This window comes from uncultured Microbulbifer sp., assembly GCF_947489355.1.
In the GTDB taxonomy this organism is placed as follows: domain Bacteria; phylum Pseudomonadota; class Gammaproteobacteria; order Pseudomonadales; family Cellvibrionaceae; genus Microbulbifer.
Genome location: NZ_CANLDD010000025.1, coordinates 1 through 19,187, shown reverse-complemented (window position 1 = coordinate 19,187; position 19,187 = coordinate 1). Strand labels below are relative to the sequence as shown.

Sequence of the window (19,187 nt, the reverse complement as noted above, 5' to 3'; positions counted from 1 at the left end):
TTTATGACCTGTTTCACGGCCAGTTTTTTTCCTGGTAATTAAGCTTGCTGGGCCGGACTGTGTCTTTCTGGTGGTGATGCTTGCAGGTTTGGTCAGGGATTTTTTGAAATAGAAAAGTGGCGGCGAATCAGTGGTGATGATGTCAGAAGTAATTGGGCGGAAATCCTGGAGTCATTTGCTTGCCGGCTTGCTGCTGAGCGCTTGGTCGGTTTTTTTTACGCCGCAGGCGCTGGCCGATCACAACTGCCCCACTTTTTCCGATAACCCGGCAAGCTTCAATATTCTGGATCACCGCAATGCAAGCAGCTGGTGTGTGCTGTGTGGCGATGGTCAGGTGACCCTTGAAATCCGCGTACCATCTATCCGCAGTGGCGGCCAGGGAATCCAGCATATTGAAAACATCGTCGTCAGCGAAAACCTGGGTACTTCGCAGCTGGAATATATTCCCGGTTCCACTTCCGTGAGTGCCGGGGTGGTGCTGGGCGAACCCACCATCAGCGACACTACCATTCGTTGGGATCGCACGGACCTGTCCGCGCTGGCCGCGCGTAACGAAAACACCACCATGACCATCACCTTCGGTGTGCGCAGCCGGGTCAACCGGGAGGAGGAGCTGGTGGTCAACAACCGCACCTTGAACGCCAGTGCATCCTTCGACTACTGCAGCTATCCCACCACCACGGATACGGACAGGTTGGAGCTGGCTATCCGCGAGCCGCTGCCGTCCATGGACAAGCGCGGGCGGAATGTGGATGCGGCCCAGAGCAACTACACCAATAACGTCTACGGCAATATCAATGATGATGTTATCTGGCGTATCCGCATCTCGAACAGTGGCCTCGCGGCTATGCAGGATGCGCGCTTCGATGATTTGATGACCAACCCGAATATGGACATCAACTATGCCTGCCCCAGTAACGCCGCCGCGCTTGAGGTTGCCAATAACAATGGCACGGATCCCGGCGGTACCGGCTGCATAGCGGCGGGCAATAACATCAATAATTTCTCACTGAACGGCAACTTTGCCAGTGGGCCCGGGCGTACCGATGTGCCGGCGGGAGGCAGTCGCGACATCTACCTGGTGGGCAAGGTGAACAGTTCCTGCAGCGACGGTACCAATCGGGTTTCGGATCTGCAGTGGGGCTGTGAAATTGATGCGGATACCGGCGTTGGCGGTATCACCTCTCCAGCCACCGGAAGTGCGCCGGGCGCCGATACGGAGACGCTGTTTGCCCGGGTGGCAACGGATCTCGCTGTTACCCAGGCGATAACCGGTACCAACCTCAATCAACCACTGGGCGCCGCCGGGTTTGTCACAATCACCCTCAACAACCGGACGCGGGGATCGGTCAGGGATATCCAGTTTGTCAGCGACCTGCCCGATGAGTATGTGGTGGACACCACCTATACCCCGCGGATCACCCGCCAGCGGCGGGGTATTGACGGCCACGGGGCCAATTACGGCACAAACTACCCGGGCATGGCGGACACACTGCAGTGGCGTGTGGGCAGTAACTGGAATCAGTGGGACCCCAACCCGCTCAACAACAATCGCCCGGAGTTCCGTCTGCTGAGCAGCAGTGTGCACCCGCGCTATGCCGATCAGCGCAATATGATGCGCTTTGGAGATGAAATCCAGATCCGTTTTCGCATCGTCACCACCGAGCCGGACTTTTACGACAAGACCGCCGACCTGGATGTCGAGGAGGAAACGGCGGCCAATGGCCTGGACCCCAACAGCAATCTGCGCCTGGCCGACAATGTGCTCAGCATCGATTACGAGGATTTTTGTCCCGGCACCAATCCGCCCACGCAGATCGAGCGCCAGCCGGTCACACCGGACCCGGAAGATCTGGATATCAGCACCGTTTACCCTCTGTATATCGTGCGCGATAGCGGCACTTCGGAACTGACCGTGGACGTCACCAACAACGGTGGCCACGACGCGGACAATTACGCGGTGTATGTCACCTTTGGCGAGGCCATGCGGGTGCTGTCCAATAACCGCGCCTGTACGGCTGTGGGAAATCCAAACCCCGGCACAGTGCCCGCACACCCGTTGTGGAACCAGCCGGATTACCTGCCCGCCTCCGCAACCGTGTATCGCTGTAGCAACCTCGGCGGTGTGATCGAACCGGGCACCACCGAGCGCATTTTATTCCAGGTGGAAAAAAATCACTCCGCCACCGATGACGATCTCACTTTTCGCGCGGATGTGGTGGGGGAGATTGCGCTGTCTGATGGCACTCCGCTGACCTTTCCCGAGCCGGCCACCCTGGCGCAGACAACCCCCAACAAACAGCTGGCCAACAACTATACCCTCGACGGTATGCGCGCGCGGGTGATGGGCTTCAATCTGCGCAAAGACCGCGCCGACGCCTGCAACGAGTTGACCGGCGAGGCCGGTTTCCCCAACAGCAGTGCCCTGATCGGCGAGGAGTGCCGCTTCGAAATCCAGGCCGGCGGCTGGTTTGGTTTTGACACGCCGGGATTTACCCTGATCGAAGTGCGCGATATCGATGTGCGCGACGACCTGCCGGACGGCCAGGGCTATATCGCCGATAGACTGCTCAACTGTGCCGACGTCACCCTGCCGCACCCGGTCTCCCAGGCCAACTGTGTGGTGATTCCCGGCAGCGATATCGTCGAGAGCGGCGGCCTGAATATCCCCCTCAGCGAAACGGACCTGCTCTGGGACATCAGTGCCAGCATCAGTGCGCGGGATCGCTGGTTTCTCTCGGACATGACCACCCGTTTGCTCAATGATCCGGTCGACAGGGAGAACACGGACCCCAACCAGCACGCCAACCCCAGCACCGACTATGGGCGGGCCCGGTTCACCGCGGTGTTCGATAGCGAAACTTTGGTGGTGGACAATTACAACACCAGCGGCATCCTGACCAATATCGACGGCGTGCCCACCACAGTGCCGGGCTTTCCGGATATCAGCGAGTGGTCGGAGTCCGTGACCGTTACCGAGCCCCGCATCGCGGTGGATAAAAAAGTCTGTAACGAAAACCTCTACGGTGTAGGGATCAGCTGCAGCAATTTTGTCGACTTCACCAACGAGGGCCACCGGGACCAGACCTATATCTTTCGCCTGACCCTGACCAATCGCGCCGCCGACAGTGGCGTCAACCGCGCACCGGCCTACGACCTGGTGGTGACCGACACCCTGGATGCCAGCGGGCAGATGTGTGTGCAGCCGCTGGATAGCGACGGCCTGGACAACGACGGCGACGGCGCTGCGGAAACTGCCCCCGGCGATGACGGCCTGGTGGGCACCGCCGCCGGCGCGAATGACTATGTCATCGCCAGCCATTGCAGCGATGGCGGCACCCCGGCCATTGTCACCTTTACCTATGAGCACTCCTCCGCCCTGGAGCGCATCAACCCCGGCGACTCGGTGACCCTCTACTACCGGGTGAAACCCCATCCTTCCGTAGCGCCACTGCAGACCTTTAACAACAGCTTCTTCGCCCGCTACGACAGCCTGCAGGGGGATTTCGGCAACCAGAGCGCGCCGCAGATCGACAGTGACGGGGATAACGATGGAGTTGGTGACGGCACCCCCGCCGCCGGGCGCGCGCGCCACTACCGGTCCGCGGATGCGAACGCGCAGATGCAGATTATCCAGGTGCAGGCGGAGCCGAAACAGGCTGTGGCATTGTCCAATGGCACTGCCAGTGGCAGCGGCAGTGGCAGCGGCAGTGGCAGCGGCAGTGATACCGCCGTGGTGGGTGAGGAAGTCCGCTACCGGCTCACCGCAAAAATACCCGCGGCCAAATTGCGCAATTTCGTTATCCGCGATGAGCTGCCGGCGGGCATGCGCTGTATCGAGGGGCAGACGGTCGATCTCGATGCGCCCCCCTATGATGCGGCGGGATTCGTACCCGGTGGCACTGTGAGCGCGACCTGTACCAATACCGGTAGCGCCGACTATGTGGCGTGGGACTTTGGCGATCAGGAAGTCACCATGGTGACTGGCAGCCTGTTTGATTTCCCGGTGGAATTTATCGCCCGCATCGACAACAGCAGCAATACCAATGACGGCGACCTGCTGCGCAACGGCGGCAGCTACACCACTGCCCAGCTGCGTTATGTGGACGAGGCGGGGTCAACCGTGGTGGTGCCTTTCGATGCCCATGAGATCAGGGTGCAGGAGCCGCAGATCCGCTTGAGCAAGGCATTTGCAGTCGCCAACAGCGATGCGGACGATATCCTGACTGTCACCGTAACAGCGGAAAATACCGGCACCGCGGCCGCCTATAACCTGCAGGTGCTGGACGATCTCACCGGCTCCAAGCTGATTTATGCGGGCAATATCGGCGGCGCCGACCCGCCCCAGAATGTGGATGTCACGACCCTCGGGGCCAATGCCCCGATTTTCAGCTGGAACCGCGGCCATGGGGATTACACCATCGCCATCGGCGAGAGCAGATCCTTTACCTTCGATGTCCGCGTTGGGCAGGGCGTAGAGCCCCACGAGATTCTGGACAACAGCCTCCAGGCCCGCTGGCAGTCCCTGCCGGGCACGGACGTGGCTTTAAACAGCACCAATCGCATAGGCCCCGACGGTGCGGCCGACGGTATGCGCATCGGTGTATTGCCCAACGCCGGCGATGCCATCAACGATTATGAAACCGCCGCCGGGGCCCAGACCCAAGTGCCGCCCCTGCAACTGGTCAAATCCGATCTCGAACCCACTGTCATTCCCACCATCGGTGCGCACAAACAGTTCCAGCTGGAAATCCGTCTGCCGGAGGGCGTCAGCCGGGACCTGGTCATTGCCGACCAGCTGGGCAGCCCGGAAGGCTATGTGCTCAGTCACAATGCCGACTACGACATCACCTACGCGTTTGTGGGTATCGAAAGCATCAATGGCAGTGCGCCCGCCGAGGCGGCATTCAACAGCTTCCCCGCAGATAACACCGCCGGCAATGCCACCTGGAACATTGGCACTGTCGATACCGCCAGTGAAAATGATACCGCTGGCAACGCACTGCAGCCGCTGATCCGCATCACCTATTTTGCCCGCGTCGACAATGACCTGGCCACCAATAACGGCGACAGGCGCCAGAACAGCGCTGCGTTGAGTTACCGCAACGGCGAGACCGGGACGGCGGAAAACCGCAACGATGACACCGCGACAGTGATTGTGGTGGAGCCGCGGCTCACGGTGAGTAAAACCGTGCGCAATGCCACCAACCCGGGCAATCTGCCGGTGGGCGGCGATGTGCTGGAATATGTGATTACCGTTACTCATGATCCCGCATCCACCGCAGCGGCATTCGATCTCAACCTGGTGGATACGCTGCCCCCAGAGCTGCGTTATGACAGCGGCTTTACCCCCACGGCAAGCATTGACGGCACCGCCGTTGCCGGCTTTGTGGCGACGCCGGCGGGGGCCCCCAGCGGGCCCCTGGTGTGGGGCCGGGGCAATGGCGACAACAGCCTGGACCTGCCCCTGGGCCAGACTTTGGTGGTCACCTATCGCACCCAGGTGGCTGGGGTATTCGGCTCCCCCATCAGCAACAGCGTACTGCTGGACTGGACCTCGCTGGACAACAGCCATATCAACGACCTGGCCTACGAGCGCGACGGCGCCGGTTGCCCCGCCATTGCCGCACCGGACGATTACTGTGTGGGCCCGGCGGAGGCCAGTATCGATACGGTGGACAACACCGGCATTGCGAAAACGGTGGTCGCGGATTCCGATACCGCTTCCCCGGTGGGCACGCTGCGGATCGGCGATACGGCCACCTATCGACTGAGCCTGGATCTGCAGGCGGGCACCACACCGGCGGTCACCATTAGCGATGCCCTGCCGGCGGGGCTGGCATTCGATGCCATTGTCAGTGTCAATGGCGATACCAGCGCCCCCTTTGATGCCAACCTGAATGGTTTTACCTATTCCGCCAGTGCGGTTCCCACCGTGGGGACTACCGGCACGGTGAGCTGGAACCTGGGAGATATCCGCAGCGATTTCGGCAATAGCAACCCTTTTGTGATCGAGTACACCGCCAAAGTGGTGGCGGGTGCGGGGATCGTCGCGCCCAGCGCGACTTTGACCAATACCGCCGTGCTGAATTACACTGGCGCTGCCGCCACTCTGCAGGACAGTGCCACCATTACTGTATTGCAGCCGCTGATCGACGGCCTGACCAAAACCGATGCCACCTGGCCCAACGCCCACCTGAATGTGGACCCGGCCAACGACCTGATGCGGTTTACCCTGCACGCCTGTAATTCCGGACTGGCGCCAGCCTACGATCTGTCTCTCAGCGACGACCTGGCCACCCAGATGGACGAAGGCGCCATCGCCAATCTGCAGGTCACTGCTGGCGGCACTGTGCTGACCCAGGGCAGCGACTATACCTATACCCCGCCGGCCAGTCGCGGCGACACTATGCGTTTCACTTTCCAGGTGCCCATCGAGCCGGGGAGCTGCCTGGATATTGATTACGAGATCGGTTTTTACACCGATATCGGCGGTGGTGAAACCTGGATAAACACCTTTGCCGTCGACGAATTCTGGTCACTGCCGGCTAATACTGGCGAGCGGTATGCACCGGTTCCCCTCGGTACGCCTTACCCCATGGGCACTGTGGCCACTACGGTTACCGCGCCGCAGAAAACCTTGCAGACTGCCGCTACCGCAGCAGTGGGGGAGGAGGTGGTGTACCGCATCCAGGTACCCGGCAGCGCCACCACCTCTGCCATCTACGATGTGGAAATTACCGATCTGCTGGACCCGGGTCTGGCACCGGTGCAGGTGCGGGAAATCAACGGCCTTGTCTATAGCGATAACAGCAGCGGCAACAGTATCGCCCTCGGCCTGGAACTGATTCCCGCCGGCACAGTGGCCATTTTCGAGCTGCGCACACGGGTCGCCAACAACGCCACCGCCCAGGCGGGTCACCGTGTCGACAATCGGACCGTTTATACCTATGCCGCCAGCAAAGGGGGGGCGCCACAGGCCGGTGGCAGCGCCACGGCGTCCACCCTCACCATTGTGGAACCGGATTTGTCCGCAACGGCAACGGTTGCCAATCGCACCAACCCCGGCAGCGACCCGGATGCCGGCGATATTTTGCGCTTTACCCTGGATATCACCACCGCCGCCGATACGCAGAATTCCGCCGCCTACGATCTGTCGATCAGCGAACAGCTGTCCCTGGGTCTGGCCTTTGTGCCGGGCAGTACCGTCTTTGCCGGCATCGCCCAGGCCGATCCCACCCTGAGCGGGGATGGCATCAGCACGGCACAGACACTGGCCTGGAACCGCGGCAACAGTGACCTGGATATCGCCGCCGGCGGCAACAGCCAGCTGGTGTTCGATGCGGTGGTGCAAGACAACGTATTGGCTTCGGCGACCCTGTCCGCCGCAAGCCGGATCGAGTGGACCAGCCTCAACGAGGACAACAGCAGTCCCCACGAGCGCAATGGCGCCGACGGTGTCGGTGGCCTGAACGACTATGTGCTGGAAAATATTGCCGCACAGCGCACCGCCGCCAATAACAGCACAATCAACAAAACCCGTATCGATGACAGTTACGGCAGCGGCGATCCACAGCTGCGCGTAGGCGACCTGGTGGAATACCAGCTGCGCCTGTCGCTGCCAGAAGGCAGCGCGCCCAGGGCGACCATTGTCGATACCCTGCCGCGGGGCATGGTGTTCGAAGGCACCCTGGCCATTAACGGCGTGACCACAGCACCCTTCGCCGCCACAGCGCCCTTTGTGCATGGCGATATCGTCGAGCCCATTCAGAGCGGTGACCCCGCCACCGGGCCCACCACCCTCCGCTGGAGCATTGCGGACCTGCGCAACCGCGGTGACAACAATGCGGCCAACGATGACTTTGTGCTGCGCTACCGTGCGCGGGTGTTGAACCGGGATGTGCACCCTTGGCCGGCCGACAATACGGCCCTGACCAATCAGGTGCAGTTTGGCTTCGAGTCCGCCACCGGCTCCGAGACCCGCAGTGACAGCGACAGTCTGGACTTGCGCCAGCCGGAACTGGTGGCGGGTATCAGTTCCAGCCCGGCGGATGGCAGTACCCTGGCCGTGGGGGATATGGTCGATTACACCATCACCCTGACCAACAACGGCTCGGCGCCGGCCTATGATCCGGTGTTCCGGGATACCATCCCCGCCGGTCTGCGCCAGAGCGGTATCAATGTGCAGTCCATTCTGGTCAATGGCGCCGCAGCGCCGATGATTGCCCCCACTTTCGACAGCGCCACCGGCGCGGCGGTATGGGATTTTTCCGCGGGCACCGGTTACGCCATTCAACCGGGCCAGGCGTTGCAGATGGTGTACCGGGTGCAGGCGGATGCCAACCTGGGCGCGGGCCTGAATTTGCAAAACGCCGCTTACGTGGAAGTCTATTACTCCCTGGACGATGACAATCTGCCCTCCTTGGGCGCCACCGCGGTTAGCGCGGATATGCGCGAGGACTATGGCCCCACCGCGCCGGTCAGTGTGCAGTTCAATACCCCCAATGCGGCGCCGCTGTCGATTGCCAACACCCAGTCCAGCGCCTCGATCGGCGAGCCGTTCAATTACCGCATCACCATCCCGGAAACCCCGCAGCCCACTGCCCTGCACGATGTCAGTGTACTGATGGACCTGGGTGCCTCTGCGGCGGCGCTGGAATTTGTCAGCGCGACAAAAGTTTCCGGTAGCAATACATTCACTCCGGAAAATAGTGGATCGGCCACGGCACTGGTGATTGCCGATACCGGCAGCGGTATCGATGTGCCGGCGGGGGAACAGGTGGCAATCGACGTGACCCTGCGCCTGCGCGACAGCAATCCGCCCAACCTGGACGGCCTCACCTTCACCAACAGCGCCAGTTACCGCTACAACTACGACAATGACAACCCGGCCGCGGGGCAGGGCACCGGTGCTGGCAATACCAGTCCGGCGATGGGAGTGGTGGAACCCACGGCGATTACCCTCACAAAAACCGGACCTGCGAGCCTACAGTCCGGCCTGCCCGGCCGCTTTACCCTGGACTTGCACAATATCGGCACAGGCCCCGCCTGGGATATGCGCGTGACCGACAGGCTGCCGGACAATACGCCCGGTGGCCTGTGCGCGACCCCACCGGATAACTTTGCCGCGCAGATTACCGATGGCGCGGGCAACGGAATTGCCACACTGACCGCGGGTACCGATTTTAACGTCGCCTTCGATCCGGCCAGTTGTACCCTCAGCTTCACCGCCATGGGTGCAGCGGCGATACTGGCGGCGGATCACCATCTGCTGTTGCGCTACGATGCCTATCTGGATGCGGATACCCGCGATGGCGATACCCTGACCAATATTGCCGGCGTGGCGCTCTGGCACAGCTGGGACAGCACCATGCCGGAAGCGCGCCAGTACATCCGCCCGGCGCCCACCGATGGCACCCCCGGTGTTCTCGACCATGAGGATCGCTTTACCGTCAGCGCCTCGGTGCCCAGGGTGACTTTCCATAAAACGGTGGAAAATATTACCCGCGCAGAAAATCCCGCCAGTCTGGCCAGCCCCGCGGAGATTTTGCGCTACACCCTTACCCTCACCAACCTCAGCGGTGTCGCGGTCAGTGGTATTGCAATCACCGATGATCTCGGTCGTCTCAACCGCCTGCCCCTGTTCCGGCCGGGTTCACTGCAGCTTGTTTCCGCGCCGGCGGGCAGTGACAGCAGCGGTACCAATGCTGCCGGCGGTACCCACGGCAGCGGCCTGCTGCAGGTGAACAGCCTGGACCTGGCGGCGGCGGGCAGCGCCGGTGATCGCCTCCAGCTGGTCTACCAGGTAACCCTGGCGGATGTGATCGACAGTGGCACCCAGGTGTTCAACCAGGCCCGGGTGCAGCTGCCCGGCCAGTTGCTGCGCGACAGTGACGATCCCAATATCAACGGCAGTGATGATCCCGACCTGGCCGGGGATGAAGACCCCACCCGGGTGGTGATCGAGTCCCGACCACTGCTGCTGGCGCAGAAAACTTCGGCGGATTTGACCGGCGACGCGGACCTGCTGATGGTGGGGGACACCCTGCGCTACACCCTCCGGGTGGAAAATACCGGCGACGAACATAGTGTCAATGCGACGCTGCGTGACCAGGTGCCGGCCAATACCACCTATGTCGCCGGCTCCACCACCCTGAATGGTGCGGCGCTCACGGACGTCAGCGGAGCCTCGCCGCTGGAAGCCGGTATGGGTATCAACACCGCCGGCGAGGCAGCCGGTTTTATCGGCGCGGTTGCCGGTGGTGCAACGGCAGTGGTGGTCACCTTTGATGTCACCATCAACGATGTCAGGGACGGCACCATTATTGCCAACCAGGGCTTTGTGAATGGCGAAGGTACGGGCAGTGGTCCCTTCACTGAAGTGCCCTCCGACGACCCCGCCACCACTGTGCCCAACGACCCCACCATCGATATTGTCGGTGATGTGCCATTGCTGGTCGCCCACAAAACCGTGGCCATCGCCGTGGACAATTTGTCTCCCGGAATCGTGGACCCCGGTGATGTACTGCGCTACACCATTGCCATTGGCAATCTGGGCGGCGTCGACGCCACCGGGGTGACGCTCACAGACCAGGTCCCGGCCAACACCACTTATATGGCCGGCAGCACCCGGCTCAACGGCATCGCCGTGGCCGATAACGGCAGCGCACCGCTGGAATCCGGCCTGCCGGTTTCCTCCGACGATCTGACACCGCCGCTGCCAGCCGCCGACAGCGGCGTGATCACCTCTGCCCGCACCGCCACAGTGACCTTCGAGGTGACGGTCAATACCGGCACCGCCACCGGTACCGTGATCAGCAATCAGGGCAGCGTCACCGCGGCGGAACTGCCCTTGACCCTCACCGATGCGGACGGCAACCCCGCCAACGGTGCCCAACCCACCCAGGTGGTGGTGGGCGATGCGCAGCTGCTGTCCATCGTCAAGGAAGTGGCGGTGGTGGGCGGTGGCGCCGCCGAGGCCGGCGCGGACCTGGAATACCGGGTGACCATCGCCAATATCGGTGCTGTGCCGGCGACCCGGGTGCACATCAGCGACGACCTGGCCACTGCCGGCGACGGCGTCCTCAGCTATATCGCAAACTCCGCCACGCTCAACGGCCGGGTTGACGGCATCAGTGTGAGTGGCACGGTGATCAGTGCGGATTACGCCACGGTTTATGGCGACCTTCCCCCGGGCCAAAGTGCCAGCCTGCGCTTTCAGGCCAGGCTCTCGGATAGCCTGGCCATCGGCTACCGGGTGCTCAACACCGCCGAGGTGCAGTGGAATAATCCCCCCTCCAGCAACCGGGCCAGTGTCGCCATCGATGTGGGCGGCACGCCGGGTATCGCCAACCTGGCCGGCTACCTGTGGCACGATGTGAACTTCAATCAGCGCGCGGATGCGCACGAGCGCCTGCTGTTGAACTGGAGCGTGGATCTCTATTTCAATGACGCCCTGCTGGAGACGGCGCAGAGCGACGATAAGGGCTATTTCCAGTTCCCGGGGCTGGTGCCCAACGGCGCCGGCGGTCCCGGCTACGAAATACGTTACAGGGCCCCGGATGCCGGGGAGAACACCGCCTCCCTAGGCAATACCAGCTCCGGCTTCAGCAATGGCCCGCAGCGTATCAGCGAAATAGTGGCAGCGTCCGGCGCCAACCCGCAAAACCTCAACCTGCCCCTTACCCCCAATGGCGTGGTGTACAACTCCGTTCTGCGCCGGCCTATCGCCGGCGCCACCCTGACCCTGCTGCGCGCCAGTTCCGGCCAGGCGCTGCCGGATCGCTGTTTCGACGACGATAAACAGCAGGGCCAGGTGACCCGTGCGGGCGGCTACTACAAGTTCGATATCAATTTCGCCGATGCCGCTTGTCCGGCCAATGCGGATTACCTGATTAAAGCGGAAGTCGCCGATGACAATTATGTGGGCGGCGAATCCCTGATTATCCCGGCACAGACCCATGGCGAGACCGCCGGCTTCGACGCGGGCGCCTGTCTCGGCAGCGGCGCCGACCGGATACCGGCCACTGTGGATCACTGCGAAGTACAGTTGTCTGCGGCCCAGCCCCCCCTGGATATCGCAGCGCGGGATGCGGCCACCGATTACTACCTGCGCCTGACCCTGGACGACGACCGGATTCCAGGGGAGAGCCAGTTGTTCAACAACCATATCCCCATGGACCCGAAGTTGGAGGGCGCACTCTCCATTACCAAAACCGCCGCGCTGCTGAACGTGACCCGCAGCCAGCTGGTGCCCTACACCATTACCTTCGGCAACACCCTGTCGATACCGCTCACCGACCTGCAGCTGGTGGATTTCTTCCCCGCCGGCTTCAAGTATGTGGCCGGCTCGGCGCGCCTGGACGGCGAGCCGGTGGAGCCGGTGATGAACGGCCTGCAGCTGATCTGGCCGGACCTGCGCGTGGAAGCGGAGCAGACCCGCGAACTGAAACTGCTGCTGGTGGTGGGCTCCGGTGTGGGGGAAGGCAAATATATCAACCGCGCGCGCCTGTTCAACCAGCTCTCCGGGCAGCTTGCCTCCGGCGAGGCCTCCGCCACGGTGCGCGTGGTGCCGGACCCCACCTTCGACTGCACCGATGTGATCGGCAAAGTGTTCGACGATAAAAACAGGAATGGTTACCAGGATGCCGGCGAGGGCGGCCTGGCCGGCGCGCGGGTGGTGAGCGCCACCGGTCTCAATGCCACCGCCGACGCCTATGGGCGTTTCCACATCACCTGTGCGGTGGTGCCGAATGCCGAGCGCGGTTCCAATTTTGTGCTCAAGCTCGACGACCGCAGCCTGCCCAGTGGCTATCGTCTCACCACGGAAAATCCACGGGTGATGCGGGCGACCCGGGGCAAGATGGTGAGGTTTAATTTCGGCGCCAGTTTGCACCGGGTGGTGCGCTTGGATATGGCCGAGGCGGTGTTCGAGCCGGAAGGCACCGGGTTGCGCCCCCAGTGGCGGTCCCGTATCGATCGGCTGCTGGAGAAACTCAACGAGGCCCCCTCGGTATTGCGCCTGTCCTACCTGGCGGAAAATGAGGCGCCGGATCTGGTGGAGGAGCGCCTTCAGGCCATCAAGGCGGAGATTGCCGATGCCTGGGCGCGCGCTCATGGGGACTATGAACTGACTATTGAAACCGAAGTGTTCTGGCGGCGCGGCGCGCCGCCCGGCAAGGGGGGATTGCAGTGATGTCCTCTGCAATGCGCGATAAAATCATGAGGTTCCGGGTAATCAGCAGCCTAAAACACTACGCCCGCACTTTTCGCTGCCGGCATCGCTGTCTCGTCAGGGCCATCGCCCTGGCCCTGGTTCTGCCCGCACAGGCCCAGGCCGCGGATGCGCAAGCGCCGGAAACCAGTTGGTGGCAGCTGTGGCAGAAAATTCCCGGCCTGGCACCGGAGGTGGAGGAGCCCCCGGCAGCATTCGAGGAAAAAGCCATCGGCAGTAACACCGAAGGGATGTTGCTGCGCGCCCCCGCGAATCAATGGCTACAGGATGCCAGCGCCTTTATCGCAGCCGAGGAACCGGTCGTGGTGGAGGATGTTATCCAGCCGCTGACATTTACCGGAGTGGACGATAGGGTCGCCGCCGGTGCGGTGGAATCACTGCGGGAAAATTTGCAGGAGTTGGGTCAACAGCCCAATTTCAAGCTGTACTTTATCGGCCACACGGATGCCGATCCCCTGGACCAGGCACTGCTAGCGGAATACGACAGTAAGGAGGCATTTACCCTGGCCCGCGCCCGCTTTGTGGCGGACTTTTTCCAGCAGGCGTTGGAACTGCCCGGGGAGATGATTGCGGTTGAGGGCCGCGGCGATGGGGAACCGGTGGCCGACAATATCACCACTGCGGGGCGGCAACTGAACCGCCGCGTGCAGGTACGGATCACCTATGACGCCCTGGACGAGGTGGCCATGGCCGAACGCGCCCGCACCCAGGCGCTGGCACTGAACCGCGTCCAGGTGTGCCGCCAGGAAACCGTGTGCAGACTCAGTTACACCGCCGGCAGCGAACAGCGCGCGCGCATGAAAAACCTGGTCACCCCCCTGCGTCCGGCGCCGGGGCAGGTGGACCTGCCCGACGGCTTTGTGCGCCGCTTGCGTGAGGTGCGCGCCAATCTGGCGGACAAGCACAATCTGGTGATGCACTTTGTCGGCCATACGGACGGGGCCCCACTGCCGGAGGGTCCTGCGCAGCGCTACCGGGACGCCGCGGCGCTGTCACTGGCGGAGGCCCGCCGGGTGGCCCTGGCGGTGCGCGATAGTTTGGGGTTGCCCGGTAGTGCCGTCACCTACAGCGGCAAGGGCGCCAGCCAGCCCATCACCGCCAACGACACCCCCAAGGGGCGCGCCCTAAACCGCCGCGTGGCAGTGGAATTCTGGTACGATGACCCCCTGGAAATGCAGACCGACGGCGTGCAGGCCTGCCCCGAGGCGGCGGCCGCGGAAACCATCACCATCGCCCACGAGTCCCCCTCGGGGCCGCTGCAGCCCATACGCTTTCACAATGGCGACGCGGAGCTTGCCGCAACCCAGTTGCAGCGGATGCGCAGCGTTATGGCCGAGGTGGCCGGCAAAGCCAATGTGCGTCTGAGCTTTATCGGCTACAGCGATAACCAGCGCATGGAGCGCCGCGAAGCCATGGTCTATGGCGATGATATCGGCCTGTCCCGCGCCCGCGCCCGCCGCGCCATGGCGCAGGTACAGGAGCAGCTCGGGCTCGACGACGCCCAGGTAGAATTCGAAGGGCGCGGTTATGTGCAGTCCGACGATGTGGTGCGCAACGGTTTTGTGCAACTGGACGATGCGCGGGTGGAAGTGCAGGTGCTCTACGATGAGCTGGCCGTGCTGGCCGACAGCGATCGCCTGCAAATCGAGCGCATCAAGCGCGAGGCCCTGGCCAACAATCCCTATGCGCTCAACCTGATGCGCATCACCGTGGATGGCAGCCCGGAATTCGATCCCTACAAAAATTCCGCCGACCTGCAGCGCTGTACCGATGTGGCCCTGGACCATGCCAATATCCAGTTCCGCTTCGACAACAAAACCATGCAGCCGCGCCTGAACGTCACCGCCTGGCCCAACAGCATCCGCTACGCGGACGACCCGGATACCGAAATGGCGGATAACCGGGTTCTTTTTCGCAGTTATACCAATTATCCGTCTTTTATTGAGCAGGCCGAGGTGCGCCTGTTCGAGGCGGACCAGTCCCCCCGCGATACCCCTATTGCCGTGGTGCCTCTGGATCACAATGGACGGGGCGCCTGGCAGGCAGAATTCAGCGCCTTTCAGGCGCCGCTGAAAAAACTGCACTATCTGCTGCGGGTATACGACCAACAGGGCCGCTACGACGAAACCGCCGAGCAGACATTGTGGCTGGTGGACAATATTGAAGCATCCAGCAAAGAAGTGAATGTTGCCCGGGAACTGCTGGTGGGCTACGGCGAAAACCGCCTGGCCCGGCGCAACATCCCCCTGGACGGCAACAGCGTGCTGGTCAACGGCGCCCAGGTGCCACCGGGACACAGCGTATGGCTGGCAGGCAACCCGGTGCCGGTCAATCAGCAGGGGCAGTTTGTCGCCGAGCAGATTTTCGCACCGGGCACCCACACAGTGGAAGTGGCGGTCCTGGATGGGGGCGGCAACGGTGAACTGTTTTTGCGCGACCTGGAATTTGCCCGCAATGACTGGTTTAGCGTGGGGATCGCCGACCTCACCATCGGCTATGACAAAACCCATGGCCCGGCGGCACTGGTGACCGGCGATGAAACCCACTACGACAATGCTGTCAGCTACGACGGGCGCCTGGCGTTTTACACCAGCGGCGGTTTCGGCCAAGGCTGGCGCCTTGCCGCCAGCGCCGACACCGAAGAAGGGCCAGTGGACGAACTGTTTTCCAACTTTATGGAAAAATCCCCCGATGCGCTGTTTCGCCGCCTGGACAGCGACCTCTACTATCCCACCTTCGGCGACGATGCCACTGTGGTGGAGGACGCGCCCACCTCCGGCAAATTTTATCTGAAGCTTTCCAATTACGATGACTACGGCCTGTGGGGCAACTTCAAGGCGACCTATGCCGATAACGAACTGGCGCAAATAGACCGCGCCCTCTATGGTGCCAACGGCCATTTTGAAAGCGATGGTGTGACCAGCTTTGGGGAAAAGCGCTTCCAGGTGGATGCCTTTGGCGCGGAGCCCGGCACCATCGCAGGTCGCGATGACTATCGCGGTACCGGCGGTTCCCTGTATTTCCTCCGCCACCAGGATATTCTAAGCGGCTCCGAGCGGCTGCGCGTCGAAGTGAGGGACAAGGATTCCGACCTGGTGCTGGGGGTGAAAAATCTCTCTCCGGTGATTGATTACGATATCGACTATATCCAGGGGCGGGTGCTGCTGAACAAGCCCCTGTCCGCCCTGGCCAACGATAACCTGCTGATTCAGAACGGCTCCTATAACGGCAACCCCCAGTATCTGGTGGCCCGTTACGAATACACCCCCGGTTTCGAGGAAATCGATACCCTGGCCTTTGGTGGCCGTGCCCACTATTGGTTGGGCGATCATGTAAGACTGGGCATCAGTGGCACCCGGCAGGACGAGGAGGGCAACGAGAGTACCCTGCAGGGCCTTGACCTCACCCTGCGCAAGAGCGCCGGCAGTTGGCTGAAAGTCGGAGTGGCGGACAGCACGGGGGGCAACCTGGACAGCACCAGTTCCCTGGACGGTGGTTTCAGCTTTGATAACGGACAGAGCTTCGATCCCGAAGCCAGGGCAGGCGCGACCAAGATGGAGGGCAGCCTGCAACTGGGCGACTTTTTCGAGACGCTGCGCGGCTCGGCCAACTTCTATCATCAGGAGCGCGAAGCCGGATTCTCCGGCCCCGGCCAGTTTGTGCGCGGCGATACACTGCAGTATGGGGCCGGCGTCAATCTGCCCCTGGGTGAGCGCTTTGATATGGGCCTCAAGGCCGACAGCAGGGAAGAGGAATTCGGGTTGCAAACCAATGCCCTGGACCTGATGCTCGGTTACCGCCTCAATGATCGCTGGCGCCTCAGCTCCGGAGTGCGCACAGACAAGCGTGAAGATTTCTCCACAGTGGTTCCCGCCACCCAGACCCAGGGGGAACGCACCGATATGGCGGTGGAGGCGCGTTACGATTCCGGAGAAGACTGGAGCGCTTTCGGCTTTGTGCAAAACACCCTGGAAGTGACCGGCAGTCGCGAAGACAACAACCGTGTCGGCGTCGGCGGCGCCTACCGGGTTAGTGAACGCCTGGCCCTGGATAGTGAAATTTCCGGCGGCGATACCGGCATGGCAGCGCGCCTGGGGTCCGATTTTCTGGTCAGCGACAGGACCAGTCTCTACCTGAATTACACCCTGGATAACGAGCGCAGCGATACCGGGGTGCGGGCGCGCAAGGGCAATATGAGCACCGGCCTCCGCAGCCGCTACTCCGACAGCCTCAGTATTTACGGCGAGGAGCGCTACAGCCACGGCGATGTATCCACCGGCCTGACCCACGCCCTGGGGGTGGACCTGGCCCCCAGCGACCTCTGGACCTACGGCACCACCCTGGAGGTGGGCACCCTCGAAGATCCCCGTACCGGCGCCAAGACCGAGCGCAATGCACTGGGTTTCAATATGGGCTACAGCCTGGAGGCGATCCGCCTCGCCGCCGCAGTCGAGTACCGCACCGATGCCATGGAAACCGCACTGGATGAAACCACCGTGACGGAATCCGAGCGGGACACCTGGTTACTGAAAAATACCCTCAGCTATCAGCTCAACCCCGACTGGCGCTTGGTGGGTAAACTCAATTACGCCGACAGCCGCAGTTCCCAGGGGGAATTCTACGATGGCAAATTTACCGAAGCCGTAATGGGCTACGCCTATCGCCCGGTGCATCACGACCGCCTCAACACCCTGCTGAAATACACCTATTTCTATAATGTGCCGACCCGGGACCAGGTCACGGTGCAGAACACCTCCGCGGAGTTCATCCAGAAAAGCCATATCTTCTCCGCGGATGCCAGCTACGACCTCACCCGCCGCTGGACCCTGGGGGCCAAGTACGCCTACCGTCTCGGCCAGCTCAGTCTCGACAGACAGGACCCGGAGTTTTTCGACAGCCGCGCCAGTCTCTATGTGCTGCGCGCCGACTGGCACTTCGTGAACCGCTGGGATCTACTGATCGAGGGGCGCCTGCTGGACCTGCCCGATGCCCAGGACAGCCGAAGCGGTGCCCTTGTCTGTTTGTACCGGCACCTGGGGGAGCAATTGAAACTGGGGGTTGGCTACAACTTCACCGACTTCTCCGATGACCTCACCCAGCTGGATTACGATAGCCAGGGGGTGTTTGTGAATATGATCGGGAAGTGGTGATGGTGGTGTCTTACAGCTGCGACCGGCAAGAAACAGTTGAAAGCAAAGGTTATAACCATCACCTTCAATATCAGTCTGGAACTTTCTGAGCTTGATAAAGATAGTAAGGAAGTTGGATACCGTTTTCTTTTTCGCAGATTCTTACGATTCATGCAAGCTTGTTAGTAATAAAATGATGAATGTCTTTATCCGCCAATCCTTTTCCAAAGGGACTGAATTTAATCAAATTGTGGGTTATGAAATACAAGCGAAAATGAATCGACTCAGTACTCGCCTGAGAAAGATGCGAGAATGTAGAATACTAAACGAGCAATTTATGAGGCAGTGGGTTTACTTGTTCGTTGCACAATAAACTTGCAGTTTTAATTTGAAGGTGGAGTGTATAGGCTTCGAGCAGTTTAGAGAATTAAGACCTAACAGGCTGTTGAAATTCGGGAGTATTATTTGGATACATTTGCTAGCAAGCTCAAAAACTCGAGAAAAAGTTGCTTTTTTCTATTTTGATGGGTTTTTAATCCACTATTTGACTGAATAGACGCCCCCTTAACGCTATTTTTACTGCTTCTCCGACCATTAAGCGGATCCCCCTTGTAAATTGCTTATTCGGGTTAGATTCCAGCCGATAAAGGTGAGGGTAAATATCTCCCTGACCCGCGCTAACCCGCGGACTTTTACCTGGCGAATCAGGCCAACGGTTTTGCCCCAACCGAAACCCTCCTCAATTCGCTTGCGTACCTTCATGCTCGCTTGATACCCGCTGTGCCGAGTGGTGCGCTCGTCAATGGCGGAGCCACCGCGGCGCT

3 protein-coding genes are annotated in these 19,187 nt (G+C 61.4%); 2 read left to right on the top strand and 1 reads right to left on the bottom strand.

Annotated features, from left to right (window positions below; translation table 11 throughout):
• Nucleotides 1-139: 139 nt before the first annotated feature.
• Together Q1A48_RS11615 and Q1A48_RS11610 are read left to right on the top strand one after the other, a co-directional pair.
• Nucleotides 140-13,195, top strand: a complete 13,056-nt coding sequence (locus Q1A48_RS11615; RefSeq protein WP_299944902.1) for an isopeptide-forming domain-containing fimbrial protein — start codon at nucleotides 140-142, stop codon at nucleotides 13,193-13,195.
• Entirely contained in the window at nucleotides 13,195-18,384 is a 5,190-nt protein-coding gene (locus Q1A48_RS11610; protein WP_299944900.1) for a flagellar motor protein MotB, read from the top strand. Before Q1A48_RS11615 ends, Q1A48_RS11610 begins: the two co-directional genes overlap by 1 nt.
• 573 nt (nucleotides 18,385-18,957) lie before the next feature.
• Here the strand turns inward: Q1A48_RS11610 and Q1A48_RS11605 are convergent.
• A partial coding sequence (locus Q1A48_RS11605) for a transposase (protein WP_299944898.1) occupies nucleotides 18,958-19,187 on the bottom strand: 230 nt, incomplete at its 5' end.

Excerpts from the sequence above, each read along its gene's own strand:
- Q1A48_RS11615 (WP_299944902.1), top strand. The coding sequence starts at position 140 with ATGTCAGAAGTAATTGGGCGGAAATCCTGGAGTCATTTGCTTGCCGGC.
- Q1A48_RS11610 (WP_299944900.1), top strand. The coding sequence starts at position 13,195 with ATGTCCTCTGCAATGCGCGATAAAATCATGAGGTTCCGGGTAATCAGC.